Origin of the sequence: Pedobacter arcticus A12, from assembly GCF_000302595.1 — a bacterium.
In the GTDB taxonomy this organism is placed as follows: Bacteria; Bacteroidota; Bacteroidia; order Sphingobacteriales; family Sphingobacteriaceae; genus Pseudopedobacter; species Pseudopedobacter arcticus.
In genome coordinates this window covers 1,002,923-1,019,613 of record NZ_JH947125.1, presented here as the reverse complement: position 1 = coordinate 1,019,613, position 16,691 = coordinate 1,002,923, and the positions used below count along the sequence as shown (strand labels likewise).

Annotated in this window: 15 protein-coding genes and 1 tRNA gene; 12 read left to right on the top strand and 4 right to left on the bottom strand. The window is 34.3% G+C overall.

The genetic code is table 11. From position 1 onward, the window contains the following. Positions 1-34: 34 nt before the first annotated feature. Positions 35-826 (bottom strand): (Fe-S)-binding protein, encoded by a 792-nt coding sequence (locus B176_RS0105775; protein WP_017257837.1) that lies wholly within the window; start codon positions 824-826, stop codon positions 35-37. A 179-nt stretch (positions 827-1,005) separates the two neighbouring features. Next, positions 1,006-2,307: a (Fe-S)-binding protein gene (locus B176_RS0105770; protein WP_017257836.1), complete on the bottom strand. Its 1,302-nt coding sequence runs from the start codon at positions 2,305-2,307 to the stop codon at positions 1,006-1,008. A 262-nt stretch (positions 2,308-2,569) separates the two neighbouring features. On the opposite strand from B176_RS0105770, the gene B176_RS0105765 reads away from it, so the two are divergent. Further along, positions 2,570-2,642 (top strand) — tRNA-Phe (locus B176_RS0105765). 350 nt (positions 2,643-2,992) lie between these two features. Here B176_RS0105765 and B176_RS0105760 read toward each other — a convergent pair. Next, complete coding sequence (locus B176_RS0105760) at positions 2,993-3,475, bottom strand: hypothetical protein (RefSeq protein WP_017257835.1); 483 nt, start codon at positions 3,473-3,475, stop codon at positions 2,993-2,995. A 469-nt stretch (positions 3,476-3,944) separates the two neighbouring features. Here B176_RS0105760 and B176_RS0105755 point away from each other — a divergent pair, with 469 nt between their 5' ends. The 11 genes from B176_RS0105755 to B176_RS0105690 all read left to right on the top strand — a co-directional run bounded on the left by B176_RS0105755 (position 3,945) and on the right by B176_RS0105690 (position 15,253). Further along, positions 3,945-5,795: a DEAD/DEAH box helicase family protein gene (locus B176_RS0105755; protein WP_017257834.1), complete on the top strand. Its 1,851-nt coding sequence runs from the start codon at positions 3,945-3,947 to the stop codon at positions 5,793-5,795. A 516-nt stretch (positions 5,796-6,311) separates the two neighbouring features. After that, positions 6,312-6,638 (top strand): hypothetical protein, encoded by a 327-nt coding sequence (locus B176_RS0105745; protein WP_017257832.1) that lies wholly within the window; start codon positions 6,312-6,314, stop codon positions 6,636-6,638. A gap of 62 nt (positions 6,639-6,700) precedes the next feature. After that, on the top strand, positions 6,701-7,084 hold the full coding sequence (locus tag B176_RS0105740) for a hypothetical protein (RefSeq protein WP_017257831.1): 384 nt from the start codon (positions 6,701-6,703) through the stop codon (positions 7,082-7,084). Between the two features lie 325 nt (positions 7,085-7,409). Beyond that, the gene (locus tag B176_RS0105735; protein ID WP_017257830.1) at positions 7,410-8,141 is read left to right on the top strand and encodes a hypothetical protein; all 732 of its coding nucleotides are present in this window, start codon (positions 7,410-7,412) and stop codon (positions 8,139-8,141) included. Between the two features lie 948 nt (positions 8,142-9,089). After that, positions 9,090-9,794 carry a DUF4339 domain-containing protein gene (locus tag B176_RS0105730; RefSeq protein WP_017257829.1) on the top strand — a complete coding sequence of 235 codons (705 nt, stop codon included), beginning with the start codon at positions 9,090-9,092 and terminating at the stop codon, positions 9,792-9,794. 31 nt (positions 9,795-9,825) lie between these two features. Beyond that, the gene (locus B176_RS20165) at positions 9,826-10,500 is read left to right on the top strand and encodes a hypothetical protein (protein ID WP_017257828.1); all 675 of its coding nucleotides are present in this window, start codon (positions 9,826-9,828) and stop codon (positions 10,498-10,500) included. Between the two features lie 106 nt (positions 10,501-10,606). Then, positions 10,607-11,599 carry a hypothetical protein gene (locus tag B176_RS0105715; protein ID WP_017257827.1) on the top strand — a complete coding sequence of 331 codons (993 nt, stop codon included), beginning with the start codon at positions 10,607-10,609 and terminating at the stop codon, positions 11,597-11,599. Positions 11,600-11,638: 39 nt separating this feature from the next. Then, entirely contained in the window at positions 11,639-12,331 is a 693-nt protein-coding gene (locus tag B176_RS0105710) for an HNH endonuclease signature motif containing protein (RefSeq protein WP_017257826.1), read from the top strand. 32 nt (positions 12,332-12,363) lie between these two features. Then, entirely contained in the window at positions 12,364-13,461 is a 1,098-nt protein-coding gene (locus B176_RS0105705; RefSeq protein ID WP_237739803.1) for a HEPN-associated N-terminal domain-containing protein, read from the top strand. A 4-nt stretch (positions 13,462-13,465) separates the two neighbouring features. Next, complete coding sequence (locus tag B176_RS0105700) at positions 13,466-14,119, top strand: GNAT family N-acetyltransferase (protein ID WP_017257824.1); 654 nt, start codon at positions 13,466-13,468, stop codon at positions 14,117-14,119. A 61-nt stretch (positions 14,120-14,180) separates the two neighbouring features. After that, positions 14,181-15,253, top strand: a protein-coding gene (locus B176_RS0105690; RefSeq protein ID WP_085997931.1) for an IS3 family transposase whose coding sequence is annotated in 2 segments (ribosomal slippage) — positions 14,181-14,442 and positions 14,442-15,253 — 1,074 coding nt in all. Because the reading frame shifts where the segments join, the coding sequence is not laid out codon by codon here. Positions 15,254-15,460: 207 nt separating this feature from the next. Here the strand turns inward: B176_RS0105690 and B176_RS0105685 are convergent. Beyond that, positions 15,461-16,513, bottom strand: a complete 1,053-nt coding sequence (locus B176_RS0105685; RefSeq protein WP_017257821.1) for an endonuclease/exonuclease/phosphatase family protein — start codon at positions 16,511-16,513, stop codon at positions 15,461-15,463. Positions 16,514-16,691: the final 178 nt, after the last annotated feature.

Sequence of the window (16,691 nt, the reverse complement as noted above, 5' to 3'; positions counted from 1 at the left end):
AATAAACTTGTCTGCAATAATTGCATCAGCTTGCTTAAAGTCCGTTTACTTTTGCTGTAATCTCTGCAATATCCAGAACTTGAATTTCTTGCTCCTTTTCAAAATGTTTAACACCATCGTTAATCATTGTCATACAGAACGGACAACCCGTAGCCACAATTTCAGCTTTAGCTTCTAAAACATCTTCCATGCGCTCTACATTTATGTCTTTTTTACCTTTTTCTGGTTCTTTAAACATTTGAGCGCCACCCGCACCACAACACAGGCCGTTAGACTTGCAACGCTTCATTTCCACCAAATCTGCATCTAATACTTCTAAAGCTCTTCGTGGAGCTTCATAAACATCATTACCCCTACCTAGATAACAAGGGTCGTGAAAAGTTATTTTTTTACCTTTAAACTCTCCTCCTTCCGCTTTAAGCTTTCCCTCATTTATTAGATCTTGAATCAATTGGGTATGGTGGATTACTTCGTAGTTACCACCCAAACCCGGGTATTCATTTTTAATGGTATTGAAACAATGCGGACAAGCGGTAACAATCTTCTTTATTTCATAACCATCCAAAACCTGAATATTAGTCATGGCCTGCATCTGAAACAAAAACTCATTACCGGCTCTTTTAGCAGGATCACCGGTGCAACTTTCTTCTGTCCCCAATACGGCAAACTTAATGGCTACGTGGTTTAATATTTTAGCAAATGCCTTGGTAATGCGTTGTGCTCTTTCGTCATAACTTCCGGCACAGCCAACCCAAAACAGAATCTCTGGCTTCTCTCCCTGGGCAACCATTTCTGCCATCGTTGGTACTTTTATATTTTCTATCATTTTTTGTAGGTGGTTAGGTGGTTAGGTGCCTCACCCTAAATCCCTCTCCAAAGGAGAGGGACTTGTTTATAATAGGGTTGGTTTGTTTGTTATACTTCTAAATCGTATTTTGGTAAAATCTGATATAAAGAAAATTTTGTTTAAACGATCTTCAAATCTTGATTCTTGGGTCTTTTGTCTCAACTATCTTCTTTCGCCCAATTCAACCTATCGGCAGGCGAGTATTTCCATGGCGCTCCGTTATTTTCTACATTGGAGAACATGGCGTTTAAACTAGCCGTTACGTTCGACTCTTCCATTACTGCATAACGACGCAAATCCATTATAATGGAAAGTGGATCAATAGCTATCGGACAAGCTTCTACACACGCATTACAGCTGGTGCAGGCCCATATTTCTTCGCGACTAACGTAATTATCCAACAGCGATTTCCCATCATCAAAATCTTTTCCTTGTTTAGCTACTCCTTTACCATATTCATCAAGTCTATCGCGGGTGTCCATCATAATTTTACGTGGCGAAAGCAATTTTCCCGTAATATTTGCCGGACAAACGGATGTACATCGACCACATTCTGTACAAGTGTAAGCGTTCATTAGCTGTACCCAATTTAAATCCTTAACGTCTTTTGCTCCAAACTTCGAATTTGTATCTGCAGGTGGAGGTAGAAAAGATGGATCCAACATTGCTTTCACTTCGTTGTTTACGGATTCCATATTGTTAAATTGTCCTTTCGGATTTAAGTTGCTGAACCAAGTATTTGGAAAAGCCAATATGATATGAAAATGTTTTGAAATTGGCAGGTAATTAAGAAAAGCTAGAATCCCGATGATATGAAACCACCAACAGCTACGCTCTATCATGACCAAATTGCTAGCATCTGCCGGCAAAAGATTGACTAAAAACTGGGATACGGGGAAACTACCTGCTAAAACATAATGACCATAGCCTAATAGTTGCAATTTATAATCGGCTGCGTTCATGGTTAAAAAAGCCGACATTAAAAGCACTTCAATAATTAGGATATAAATGGCATCTGATTTAGGCCAATTGGTCATCTCTACACCCGAAAATCTCTTCAGCCCTAAAACTAAACGACGAGCTAGAAAAACGAATACGCCAACTAATACCAATAGTGCTAATATTTCAAACGAGGCAATCAAGAAACTATAAAAACCCCCTAAAAATGAAAATATACGGTGGGTACCGAAAATACCGTCGATAATAATTTCTAACACCTCAAGGTTGATAATAACAAAACCGACATAAACGAAAATGTGCATGATGCCCGCCACAGGACGGACCACCATTTTACTTTGACCTAGCGCTACTTTAGCCATAACTGCCCACCGTTTAGCAGGTTGATCTTTGCGATGGAGGTCTTTGCCTAGATTGATGTTTCTGATGATTTTTTTAACCTGAATGGTAAAGAAAACCACCGCTAACCCAAAAGCAAGCATAAAAATTAGTTGTGCAATCATTTATTTAGCGTTTATAAAGCTAAGTTAATGAATAGCCTTTGAAAAAATTACTATGCTTGCATATTATTTATTATTTAGAGTGATTTAAATTAAGGAACTTATATATGTCTAAAATTTTAAAAAATAATCAATTGAAGTTGAGATAATTATGGAAAAACCGAAGAGTCTTCCATGTTTTTTTTTACAAAACATTTGGTTTTAAGTAAAAAGAACCTACATTTGCAATCCCGAAACGAACGAAATATTTCAAACGGGAACGGCGGGTGCCTTAGCTCAGTCGGTAGAGCAAAGGACTGAAAATCCTTGTGTCGCTGGTTCGATCCCAGCAGGCACCACACCCAAAACAGAAAGCTTCACAGAAATGTGAGGCTTTTTTTATGCGTTTAAATGGGGTTTAAAGCGATATTTAACCAATTCTATCTTATTGGCAAGTCAACTGTTAAATAATAAGTTAATTAATCAAAGATAGAAAATAACTAAAACAAATGGATTTATTTGGCGCATATCTTGGCGCATGATGGCGCAGAAATCATAAAATACTTAGAAACCGTAGTAAGTTTAAGATTGACTCAATATTAAGAATTTAGAGCATCCCGCTTTTTAAAACTAAAAAAGCCCACCTAAAAATAAGTGGGCTTCTCTTGTTATTTAAATATCGTAAGTAAGTTTTTTTAATAATTGAAGACTAATCTTCTGGTTTCAATCTAACTACTGGTTTATAACCAATAAACTTTTTTTGAACCTCTTGGCCAACGATGATGTCTTCAAAAACATCGTCAACAATAAACAAATTGAAAAAATCTTCTTCGCAAAACTTTTTTAGTCTGTTAATATAAGGAGGAAGACCTAAGTCTCTCCTAACATCTGCTACTATTCCTATTGTTTCCGCAGGAGAATAGACTTCATCTATTTCGAAATTATCATAAATTGCATCGTGGTATTGTTGAATATCACGTTCTGAATCATTCAAAAGAGAGATTTTTTTGTTAATATTTGTCCAAGAATTTCTTCCTCGACCTTGAATATTTAGTACCAAGTTAACAACAACCGAATGGTCGTTATATATTGGAAAAAGGTAATAATACCTTTGTTTTTGAGCGTAATTTAATACGTCAATATTCATTTCTAATTTTTGGCTATCAGCTATAGCCGTGTTATTATGTTTCATTATAATTATTTTTTTTTTAAAAGTCCACTAACTATAGCTGAATTCTAAGTGGACTGAGACAAAGCATTTATTCCTATGCTTAAGAGGACAATCGTCAGCCCTATATGGCTGGTTTTTACTTACAATACGTCAAATAACTTACATTATCTATGTTTCTAGATAATAATACAAATTTATGAAAATTCAAATAGTCTTGCAATGAATCTATCCTAATCCTCCCGTTATAATTGATATTTGCCTGATTTAAAGCTCATTATTTTTTAAAAATTCCTCGAAATTTCGTATCTTTATGTTAATTCTATTAAAGAAAACACAAGATTTTTCAAAAGGATATTAAATACAGACAAACTTTACTTCGCGAGTGAGTTTGTTTTTTAATAGCTAATAATTCCTAAAATATTAGCCAGTTCCTAAAAGTTCAGATAATTCAACTTCGAGATTTTTAATATTTAATATCCAAAAATCAATAATGAAATTTAACAATGAGGTATCTTATACCTTAAATATCGATGACTATATCGATACAGCATTTAAACAGATCCCAGCAAACGCATTTATAGACAAAGGAAGATGCGGAATTGGCGGGACAACACTTGAACTAAAAGATAAAACCAGGCATTCTATAATAGTTGTGCCTACTACAGGAATTATAGACGATAAAACAGTCATCGAAAATGAAGACGACCAAGAGACCATAGAACTGAAACAAAGCATCTTCCCGATTAAATCCGGAGTAACTACTGAACACGTAAAAGATTACCTTAAAACGCCTAAAAAGGCGAGAAAAATAATCGTCACTCCAGATAGTTTTGAAAAAATAATCAAGGCTTCGGAAAAACTTGGAATATTGGATAAATTATATAAAAATTATTTCCTTTTGATTGATGAATCGCACTCATTAGTAACAGAAGACTTTAGGAAGAAAATTTTATCGCCGTTAAAATATTTATGGGAATTTGATAAAAAATCCTTCATATCCGCCACTCCATATATTTTTAGTGACCCGAATATGAGCAGGCTTAGCTATCATAAAATTAATTTCCCTAAAGAAGCGAAGTTGGGGAATATGCTACTTATTGAAACAAAACAGCCACAACAGACACTTCAGTTGTTTCTACAGAGTCAGGAAAATAGAAAAGAAAACTTACATGTTTTTTTTAATTCCGTAACTCAGATAACTGAGGCTATAAAGAATTCTAAAATCACTGACTGCAATATTTTTTGTAGTGAGAATGAAAAAAACTTTGAGACCATGGGAGAGGAATCAATTTATTTTAAACCTAAACCCAATAATGAGTTTGCCAAAATTAATTTTTATACAGCAAAATATACAGAGGGATGGGATTTAAAAGATATAAATGGAATGCTCATTCTGGTTACGGATGTTTATTTACCTCATACCAAAGTAGGACTTTCAAACAAGGGAGTTCAGGCATTTGGGAGGGAAAGAACTAAAAATTCAAAGCTGATACATTTAACCAACCACAGAAACATTAACCAAATGAAGACCCAAAAAGATTTAGAAAAAGAATATTATCTAAGAGCAGAATTAAACCTAGAACACTATAATAAAAGATTAGCCCTTTATCGTGAAATTTCGATACAGCCGAATCAGGACGAACTGGATTTTATAAAACAATATGCTGATCTTGATACAGAAACTAAAGTCGCCAAAATTGCTACTTATAAAATTGATCAAATGGTAAACAAACAGTTCTGCGATGAACAATTTAATCATATTGATTTTATAAAAAAAGCATGGGAGGATGAATTATTCACGCTAAGTCTAAAACGTGATAATCCAGACAAAAGAGAAATTTCTAAAACTGGAGAAAAAACGATTTCTAAAGCAAAAAAACTGGAAGGACTGATAAGGAAACTCAAATCCCTTGATGACATCAAAGATGAGTTTTTATTCAGTTTGACGGATTCAACAATCCAAACTTTAAAAAATGAAAATGAAGAAGCCTTTAATTTTTACAGCACTTTGGGATTTGAAGAATGTGAAAAATTAAAATTTAATGTGCGTTCAATGAAGGGAGCAATGATTGAAAAACAGTCACTCCATGCAGAAGTTAAAGTTTTGAAATATTTACCAAACGAATTCCAGACCTATGCTAAATATTCTAAAAAAGACTGCAAGACAAAACTTCAGAACATTTATGATAAAGTCGGAATTAAAAGAACAGCAACAGCGGAACAGTTGGGAGAACCTGGCAGATTCGAAATAAAAGAGAGCAAAATGAAAGATTCTAAAGGAAACCTAATCAATTGCTTTATAATTTTAAGAGCGCAATTTGACTTAAAAATGGTGGCTTAGGCTTAGTTTATAATTTTCAAAACGGAGGTTTTACACTTTTTTCTGCTAAAGTGCCGTTTTTGCAGAATTTGATCCTATACCTGAAAATTACCAAAAAACCTACAAAACCCTTACTTATAGTGAAAGTGTGAAAACTTAAAATAAATAGGAAACCTCGACTTAAAACATCGAGGTTTTTCAATTTCAAAATTTTTATTTTTTTTTAAAAAGTCAAAAAATAAACATACCCCTCTGTGCTCTCCGCACATAGACTCTATTACCTGAAACCCCTGTCGTCTCATTGTGGGGAAATTGCTTCCGCACACTCATTATTACACACCTAATGCCTACAATTTGAATTTTTAAAAATCCAAACCGGCAAATCTCAAAAAATAATGAATTTTTAACACGAATAACGTGTGAATCGAACCATAAATTCATTGACCCACGTGTAATTATCAATTTTCTAAAACATTTCAAAGCCTTGGTTCATCAACCAGGGCTTTTTCATTTATAAACAATTTAAATTTTTAAACTATGATTCATTTTGAATTTTACAATTTCATTGTTCCAATTAAAACGTTGGATGAAAAGTATCCTGGTAAGCTCAGATACTTTATTAAGGATGTTCCAAACAACACTTATACAGATGATGGACAGCTTGCATCTGTCAGGTTCTTAAGCCTTGAAGAAGTCAACAACTTTGTTGATTTGGTTGCCAAGAAAGGTCTGCATTTCCACAGAATGGATTTTATGAGTGATGATTTTACAGTCTGCACCAGTTTAGGAATGTGGTGGAAAGTAAAATGGCTCAACTACCATATTGGAATATGTTCTTATAACGAATTACAGGACAGTGTTTAACCCAAATTATGCTTTATTGATGTTCTCCCATTGATAAGGCTTTACTTATTAATTATATCATTATGGAAAATCTAACAGATGAAAGCCTAGCGTCTGAGTATTTAAAAGAATTTATAGAAGATTTCTTTGCATCAAAGCTGAGTACGGTTGAAATATCTTACTCTCAGGATATCTTTATAATAGACCATAAAGATGCTTTGTTTATCCCACCTCTGGAGGAATACGAAAAGGTTATCAACAGCCCTAATAAATTTGATAGCTCTACAATCGCCACCCATCAAATGATGCTTGAAGGTTATATAGAGAGGGTTAAATACGGTCATTTACAAATGCTCCATACTTCTCTGCTAGTCAGGATAGCACAGATAAAAACTGTTGAAGTAAGAATAAAGGGTAAAGTATCTTTTACAATTTCAGAGCAAGAGCTTAACGAAATGAGCAATTGAGTCAAGAGTGAAATAATTTATCTTCACAATGAAGATTTGTTTTAACTTCGCTTTAATCAAAAAATGAGATTAAAGAAGAGATAGAGTATCTAAATAAAATATAAGCGTTAGCTTTAATTTGTTCTTGTCTAAGAAATCGGCAAAATTAAATAGACAACAAGAACGGATAAGTTCAACCCTGCGCAATAAGTGCGGGGCTGGCTTGTTTGTTGTTGTCAGGTTTTTGCCGAACCTCTTAGACGCAAATGAGCTAAGTCCTGCGCTTATTGTGCTTTATAAACATTGGTGTTAGGTCTGCACCAGTAAAAAAACAAATTAATATTTTATGAAAAAAATCCTATTGTTGGCATTTACTGCCTCAGTTATGCTAGGCGCATGCAAAAAAAGTGATGAAACTTCCAAAGACGAAACTTGCACCAAAGTTTCATCTTACACAGACCTTTATGAAGATCCACAGAACACAGAATCCGTTACTTGGAACGTAACTTACGATAGTCAAGACAGAATATCTAAAATAGCTGAATCCGATGGTCCTTCTACAAATTATACATACACCGCGACATCTATAAAAGAAGAATATAATGAAAGTGGCTCTGTGGATGTGACCACTTACACCATCAACGATAAAAATCAGATCGTAAAGAAAGTTGAAGGAACAAATGACGATGTCACTTATACTTATGATACCCAAGGATATTTAACGGAAATGAACGAAGGAGTTGAAAAGACAACATTCAAGTGGCAAAATGGAAATATGGTAGAGAAGGAGCAGTTCATCAATGATGTCTCACAAAGAAAGATTTCATATCTATACTTTGATGATGTTGCACCGCAAACTTATCTTTTAGCTGGTGGCTACACTTTCAACAACAGCGAACTATATACTTTTTTCGGTAAACCATCAAGAAATCTTTTAAAAGGAACGACCGGAGGTGGAGGAGGTTACGAAACTGCTTTTCAATATACAAAAAATGATAAGGGTAGAGTTTCCCAAGTAATTAAAATTAACCAAGGACAATCGACTTATTATTCTTCAATAAATTATTCTTGCGATTAATTTATAAAAAATCAATTTTAAAAGGCAGGCTTAAAAGTCTGCCTCTAATATCAATAACTATGATAAGAGAAATAATTTATGATGTTTTATGCAAAAGGTGTAATACTTCTTGGTCATGCAATAGCTTAACTGACGAAAATCCAGCTACTGTAAAAAATACCGCCCAAAGATTTCACGATTCTGATAATTGCATAAACTGTGGAGCAAAAGGCTATATGGAAATAATTTCTGTAGAAGATCCGGAACAATAAAAGTATCAGAGCTAATTCAAGCAATTGATATAAAAACTCTCGCAAATCTTACCTCTCCCTCATTGGTGCATACCGACGGAAAAGGTAAGATTTGTTCGTTCTTAAGTGGTTGAAGAAAGGTTCTTCTGTTTTTATAAAGGTTAGTGCTTAAAGTTTTTGGTTCTGTGTTCCATAGGTTGAGACAGTGCCAGTACATTAGGTAATAAGGCATTCGCAAAGGCTACGAACGCACATACAACGCCAAATTCGTTGCGTTGATTAGTCTTTCAGACACATCAACTTCACTACTCCACTACGTTACGCAATTTGTCATTCTATATGCCAAGTTCTCCGGTTTGCTCATATATGCTTCCTTTATATTTGTTGAACATCAGCTTTCATTCGTGAAATACTCATTTCAGCTTATAACCAACAAATCTAAACGCATATTTAGTTCAGCGAGCCTTGCGCCATCAAAAAAGCTTCGGACTTTGTCAGGGTTATTGGAGCAATAACACCCGCCAAAATCCTTGTGTGAAATACATATCTTGTTGCTCGTTCTGCGAACTCCTACAACAAGAACTTTTTTTCAACTCGCAAGAAGACTCGCGGAAAGTCTACTTGTTATTAAGAACTAGAATTTTTTTTGGAAATTAATTTTCTAATAGCCTAAACATAATTCATATTTTGAATATATTCGAAAACCTAAACATAGCAAATGAAAAAATTTTATTTAAACGATGGCAAAGACACACAAGGGCCATTCAATATCGAAGAATTAAGAACAAAAGATATTAATAAAAGTACTCCAATATGGTACGAAGGGTTAGAAAATTGGATAAAAATAAGCGAAGTTGACGAACTAAGAGACTTATTTAATAGTCCTATTCCTCCTCCATTTGAAAACAATAAATCATATCCACCTCCTGTGCAACCAATGGATTACACTGAACAATTACCTGAAAAGAAAAATAATTTTGGTATCGTTCTTCAATCTATTGGAGGTGTTGCTGTCTGTTTAATTATCATCTTATTTTCTATAAATTATTTTGGAAGTAAAAGTTCAGGTTCAACTTATGAAACACCTCAGACATACCAAGAGAAAGTAATGACTGTAGAAGAGATTGAGCGTTCTCAACCTTTAAACTTCTTAACTGCTGATGGAAATTATAATAAAAATTTCTGGGGCGATAAGATAAAGGTACATGGCGTTATTAAGAACAATGCAACAGTAGCAACATATAAGGATGCATTAGTGAAAATCACATATTACACTAAAACAAAATCTGAATTGGGTAGCAAAGAATATAGAATTTATGAAACTTTCCCTCCTCATTCTGAGGTTAAGTTTGAATTAAAAATAGATAACTTTAAAGATGTAGCTACAATTGGATGGGAAGTATTAAAAGCAAATGTGCAATAACTGAATTGCAAGACAAACCATAATTAAAAATATGCATAGTTATAAAACGGATCATCCAAATCAAGTCCATCAACTAAATTTTTCTATTTCACAAAACTATTATTTGTTAAAAAGTGGGGAAATTAAATATCAAGCGAAAAAATTTGATGTTAACTGGAAAAATTATGAAAAAACTGGAAAAAGCCATTTAGTAAATTTTCTTATTAGAGACCATTTTAGTAACTGTTTTTATGCGGAAATTCACTCTATTAGCGAAATACCCGATATGAAAGACTTTTTGTACAATGCTTGGTGCCAGAAAGAATATTTCGAATTTTGCGGAATACCTAAAAGTTTGATCCTTGGTAGGCATATAATTGAGACCTTCCCAAAACTTATAAATTTTCGTAATAACACAGGACTTAATATAGAGCTTGCCACCAATGGATTTGCTACAGGAATTAGGTCAGTTAGAGATTGGGAACATAATATAAGTTATTATACACATTATAAAAACTATAAAATGTTAAAGATATTCCAAGAGAATACTGAAATAATTTGTAAAGACCTTAATTTAAGGGAAAGCGGAAAAACCGAGGCTAACTTGAATAAATGGTTAAACAATGAACCAAGAGGAATATTAATGAATGATAAATCTGAATTTGACAAGTTTTATGGTTTAACAACATATGAATCAAAACAAGCTTATCAAGTTAAATTGATATAATTTTTTTCAAATAAAAAACTCCCTCTACCTAGTGCGTGAGCAAAAAAATGCTTTAATCCAATAGAAATTAGCGAATCGTTGTTGTCAAGTTTTACAGAATAATAAAATGAGCAAAATATTATACTATCCATATATTAATCTTCCAAGGACGGACTGGACATTAAGAACTTTGCTATACTATGACAATATCGGATCAATCGTTCCTCAAGAATACTTTCATGCTCCGGAAAGAAACTATGATGAATTTATGCTTGAATTAGTAAGAAGTGAATTAGTGACACCGATAAATACAATTGAAGTATTAGAAAGGCCCTGGGAAGTAATGCAACCTTTTCTTCATTTAATTGAAAAAAATCAAACCAAATTACAGAATGCTCAAAATAACTTTAGGAGTGGCAACCGAGGGCTGATTCACGAAGCCAAATTTATGACTACTCAAATTCACTCAGACAAGTTTCATGAAAACGTGTTTCAAGAGTTACAAAAACTAGGGCTTGCAGAAAGAGGGGATAGACATTGGTATTCAGTCGAAAAAAGAACAGCTAATAGTTTAATGAATTATTTAGCAACGATTATTAGTGCCAAAACAGACAGACTTCCAACTACTGATTTTTTAAGACCTTTTTATTATAGACAACCATTTGCAAATCAACAAAGGAAAAGAGAAACAGTACTAACAGGTTTAATTCCATTTCCGGAAGATATTGATTTAACCAAACTTCGACGCTTTAAAGAAAAACATTCGGGATTACTAGAAGCTTTTCGAACAAGAGTCGAATTAATTGCACTTAATCCAAATATAATTGAAGGAACCCATCTGTTTGATACACACCTGACAGAGTTGCTTCAAAGAAAAAAAGAATTAACTGTTAAGATGAATGAAGGTAATTTTAAAAGTATTCTCTTCGGAACAGTTTGTGGTTTAATTGGAGCATATCAAGGTCTTTCATCCGCTTCAACTACAGTTGCAGTTATTGGAGCACTTCCAGGTTTCGCTAATGCAGTGTATTCTGCATTGCAAATTGAGCGAGCAGAAAATATATTCGACCAAAGTGGTTTGAAATATCTTTCACTTGCAGATAAGAGGCTTAAACGATGACAAGTAAAAGCCCGGTACCAATAGAAAATTTCAAGTAAAATGACAGAAAAGAAAATAAGGATAAAAGTCCCAAAAGAGAACAAAGTAAGGGCTGAACTTCAAAAGGAAATTGGTTCTGTTTGTCCCTTTTGCGACAATGAAGAAGTTGGGCATTTTGAGATTCATCATATTGACGAAAATCCGTCAAATAATGACACTGGAAACCTGTTGCTACTTTGCTCTACTTGCCATTCCAAAATTACAAAAGGAGATATTAGTCAACTTGAAACGCTCAAAAAAAAGATTGAACTTATGAAAAGTCCTATAGTTTCAAAATCTGCAGGACAAAAAGTTGTGAATTTTAACTCCAAAATCAAAAATGCAATTGTTGGGGATTATAATAATGTTTCCATTAATCAGGCTAAACCTGCAAAACCAAAATATCCACAAGGTTGTGTCGGATTTGAAACTACAAAAGCTAATTACATTGGACATTTAGTAAAGCGTTTCAATGAATATAAAGAATATGAAGTTGGAAAAGGAAATGTAAAATATGCTGTATTTTCGGCTCATTTAAAAAAACAATTTAAATTAGCTCCTACAAGAACATTATATAATTTACCCATTGAAAGATTTGGAGAGCTAGTGGATTACATACATTTGAGAATTAATTCAACAAAGCTTGCGAAAATCAAAGGTCATGGGCATAAAAATTATTCTACGTTCGACGAATATTCCAAAGAGTACGGATAGCAATTAAATGCTTTCCAGAATTCAGATTAAAATTGTTTGAACCAATTTTCAAACTTCTTGCAAAAATATTAGAAAGGAATTTTGCTAGTAATCGAAGATCGAAATTAAACAACATTATGGGAGGAGCAAAAAAAAAGTGGATGGAGTTAGAAGCCCGAAATTTATCTTCAATTCCAGATAAGCATATTTTTGCGAAGCATTTTAAAGATAAAAGTATAACCAACCATATAATAAGAAATTATGAGTCTGGATATTGTGATTATTGTGAAAAACGCATGAAAGTCGTAGCTCTCGAAAATTTAATGGAATTCTTAATGGGTAAAATTTCAAATTTTTATGAAGATGCAGGCAATTTCATGGGATATGATTCAAAAGAAGGAGGTTATCTTGGGGAAATTTATACTCCCGATGAACTCATACAAGATGAGATAGGACTAAATGTGGAACCTTTTGAAATCATTGAAGATATCGTTAATTCAATTGATGATATCGCGTGGGCTCAACCCGATCTACACTATGATAATATAAATGATGAACTAACCTATCAATGGGAATATTTTAAGGAAATAATAAAACATAAGTCACGCTATTTATTCTCCTCAGGTTATGGCGACCAGTCCAAAGCATATGGCATACTTAAAGAAGCTGGGAAAATCGTTTCAAACTCAAATATTATAAAGGTCATTCCAAAAGGCACTAAGTTGTTCCGTTGTAGACAGCATGATGCTAAAACAAAAATAAGTAGCTTTAATGAAATATGTTCCCCATCAAATAAAAATGCAATCTATCCAAATAGATTTAGTCCTTCAGGAATTTCTATGTTTTATTCAGCTTTTGAAACAGAGACAGCAATTTTGGAAACAATAAGTAGAGAGAATAAGGTTATAAAACATATAACAATTGCAGAGTTTGAAACTTTAGAAGACCAAAATATCGTTGATTTTAGTCTTATCCCTAAACGCCCTAGTATTTTTAGGGTAAAAAATAAAAAAAATTATTATCTCAAATTATTCCTTTATTCTTTTGTTAGAGATATTACAAATGAAATAAAAAAAGATGGAAAGGAACATACTGAATATGTTCCAACTCAAGTTGTGACCGAATTTCGGGAAGCTTACACCCTCAAATGAGCAAATGGATGAAATAGAGGATTGGTTGATTGAGGAAAGGGATAAAACAGGAGAGGGTTTTTATTGCAACTGGAATGTTATAAAGTCCTCATATAACAAAAATGAATTAGTGATAATTACTTATAAAAATAAAACCATTGGATTTATAACCTGGAGTTTATTGACTGATAAGACTGCTAGAATTGAAATTGCAGAAGTAAAACCAACTTATAGAAAGAAAGGTTTCGGAAAAAACCTGTTAACTGCGTTGTTGAAGTTCTTAAAAAGCAAAGGTATTAATGTTGTTGAATTACGATGTTCACCAAAAACCTCAGAGCCTATCTGGAAGAGTTTAGGATTTATAGAATTTCCAGATCCACCAAAGAATTACAATTTTGACTCACTTCAAAGCAAAAAGCTTTATACAATTCTGAGGGATCATTGTCAAATAAGTGATATTACGCTAGCTGATGAAACAATTGAACTTTGGAATGAAGAGCCACATACAATAGATGAAAATACACAGGCGACTTACCTTTGGAATATTGAATTTATCGAAGGAACTAAGAAGTTAACAAAGCCAATTATTCATCCCGCACATTATGATTGGAGACTTCGTTGGGTAATTAAAGGGAAAATAATTAAAGATTGTAAGCTTCCCGAAATTCAGACCAATTAAAAGTAGAATTCTAGCCCGAGCTTAGCGAGGCTATTTTAATAACTTTAAATTTAATTGGGATATGAAAAGGATCAAATTTACGGAGACACAGATTGTCAAGGCAATCAAAGAACATGAGAGTGGCAGAAATGCACATGATCTCTGTCGGGAACTTGGTATCAGCACCGCATCGTTTTACAAGTGGCGACAGCGTTACGGAGGAATGGAGGTGAAAGAGCTTTCCAGATTGAAGGCGCTGGAAGAAGAGAATTCAAGACTGAAAAAGATGTACGCCAACCTCAGTCTGGTACACGAAGTGTTTAAGGAGGCGGTAGAAAAAAAGCTTTAACGCCTGCCGATAAAGAGATGTTGGTGGAAGAGATGGTAAAGAAAGTGAGCCATCGTCAGGCGTGTAAATGTGTTGGACTGAATAGAAGTAGCTGTTTCTACGAGTTAAAGAGAGAGGATGACGGAGAGATAATCCACGAGCTTATTCTGCTTACCCAGAAGCATGTTTCCATCGGATTTTGGCAATGTTACCATCGATTACGGCGAAGGGGATTTAAATGGAACCATAAGAAAGTTTACAGGATATATACAGCAATGAAACTCAATATTCGTCGTAGAGCTAAGAAAAGACTACCTGCAAGAGTGAAAAAACCCTTAACGGTACCCGATGGAATCAATCAGGTATGGTCTATAGATTTTATGAGCGACAGCCTTTGGGACGGAAGGAAGTTCAGGTTATTGAATGTTGTTGACGATTATAACCGTGAGATGCTTGCCATGGAGGCTGACACCTCTCTTCCAGCGTCAAGAGTAACCAGAACACTTGATATGCTCAGAGAGTGTAGAGGACTGCCTCTGAAAATAAGGATGGACAACGGACCCGAGTTTATCTCGCATAAACTGGATGAATGGGCAAAGGAACATGGCGTAGAACTGCTTTTTATTCAACCCGGAGAGCCTACACAGAATGCTTATATCGAAAGATGTAATGGGAGCATCCGCAGAGAATTGTTGAATGCTTACATTTTTAACTCACTAAGTGAGGTAAGAGAAAAAACAGAAGAATGGATGACAGACTATAATTATCACCGCCCACATCAGGCACTCAACTTTAGATCACCTGCGGATTTGTTGCAGGAATGTTGATTGGAAATTCTACTTTTGAGTGGTCTGAAAAACGGGGAAGCTTACACCTGGATTTACAACTTTAAAGCACAAGCAATGCCAATTTCTAAAAGACATTTATAAAGACTTATCTGTCATTAACTCAGCTATATCAACTGACTACCCATGAACAAACGATTTTATACAGTCGGGCAATTTCACTCAATTCTTGTTTTTAGGGTTGGAAGCTTATACTGCCTGTGATGCTTTTTCTTTTGCTTCGTCAATAACGTCTGCATCCGGATGCGCTTTCTGCTGGACTGGTTTAAGCGATTCATCCAGCATTAGATGTGTGAAAATAGGAAAATGATCCGAACCGTTTTTTTTCAATCGTTTCATCGCTACAAAACCAAAATTGGACGAGCAGAAAATATAATCGAGCGGAAACCGGATAAACCAATGATGCGCAGAAAACGTACTGTAAAACCCTCGCCCCTTCCTTACATCAAGCAGTTTGCTGGTTTTTGTAAAAAGAGATGTGGTATCGCTCCAAGCAACATCATTTAAATCTCCCATTACAATAACCGGTAATTCACTCTCCTTAACTTTTAAAGCTACGATGGAGAGTTCCTTATCTTTAGCAGTGGATGTTAAGCTTTCACCGGGTACGGGTGGTTCTGGGTGTAAACACCAAAGCTTCACTTTTTCGCCTGATGGTAAAACAATTTTAGCAGTAATTGAAGGGATATCATTCTTTACTAAAAATTCAATCTTGGCTTCTTCTAATTCAAGTTTACTGTAGAGCAACATTCCGTAAGTATTGCTTTGCGGAACTTCTACTGTATGAGGATAATCTTGTTTTAAAACTTGAGTGGCTTGTTGCCAATCACGATCAGTTTCTAAAAGAAGTACCAAATCGGGATTGGTCTCTTGGATTTGACCAATCAAATTAGAATAGGCTTTGTTAGTTTGCAATACATTAGCATTGACTAATTTCAACTCTCTGTCCGTATTTCTATTTTTAATATCCAATACCTCTTTTTTTCGGATGGTGGTATATGGCGAAATCTTTACAGCCAAATAAACCATACATACAAAGTTTAAAACAGCAGGTAACCAGTTTATTTCTCCGCTAAATATCAACCCATCAATAAGCCAAAGAACTACTAAAACCACACAAAGCAAAAAGTTTTGAAACCTTGAATACTCTAAGGATCTAAATATCCAAAAATCGCTTTTTACCATTGGCAACACTACAAAAGCAACACACAGGTAAGAGACTACGCTTAAAGCTAAATCCATATTTTTATCTTCTTCTTTTGATTTTTCCGACAGTAAGGTTGCAATGTATCACAAATAAAAAAACGAAATCAAATAATTTTATCAAAACAATACTTTCGTTCAGCTGCTTTCTGAAGATTACCGACTAAAAGTGCTGACTATTAAGCAGTTCGCATCAGGGATTGAAGCGACATCCTTT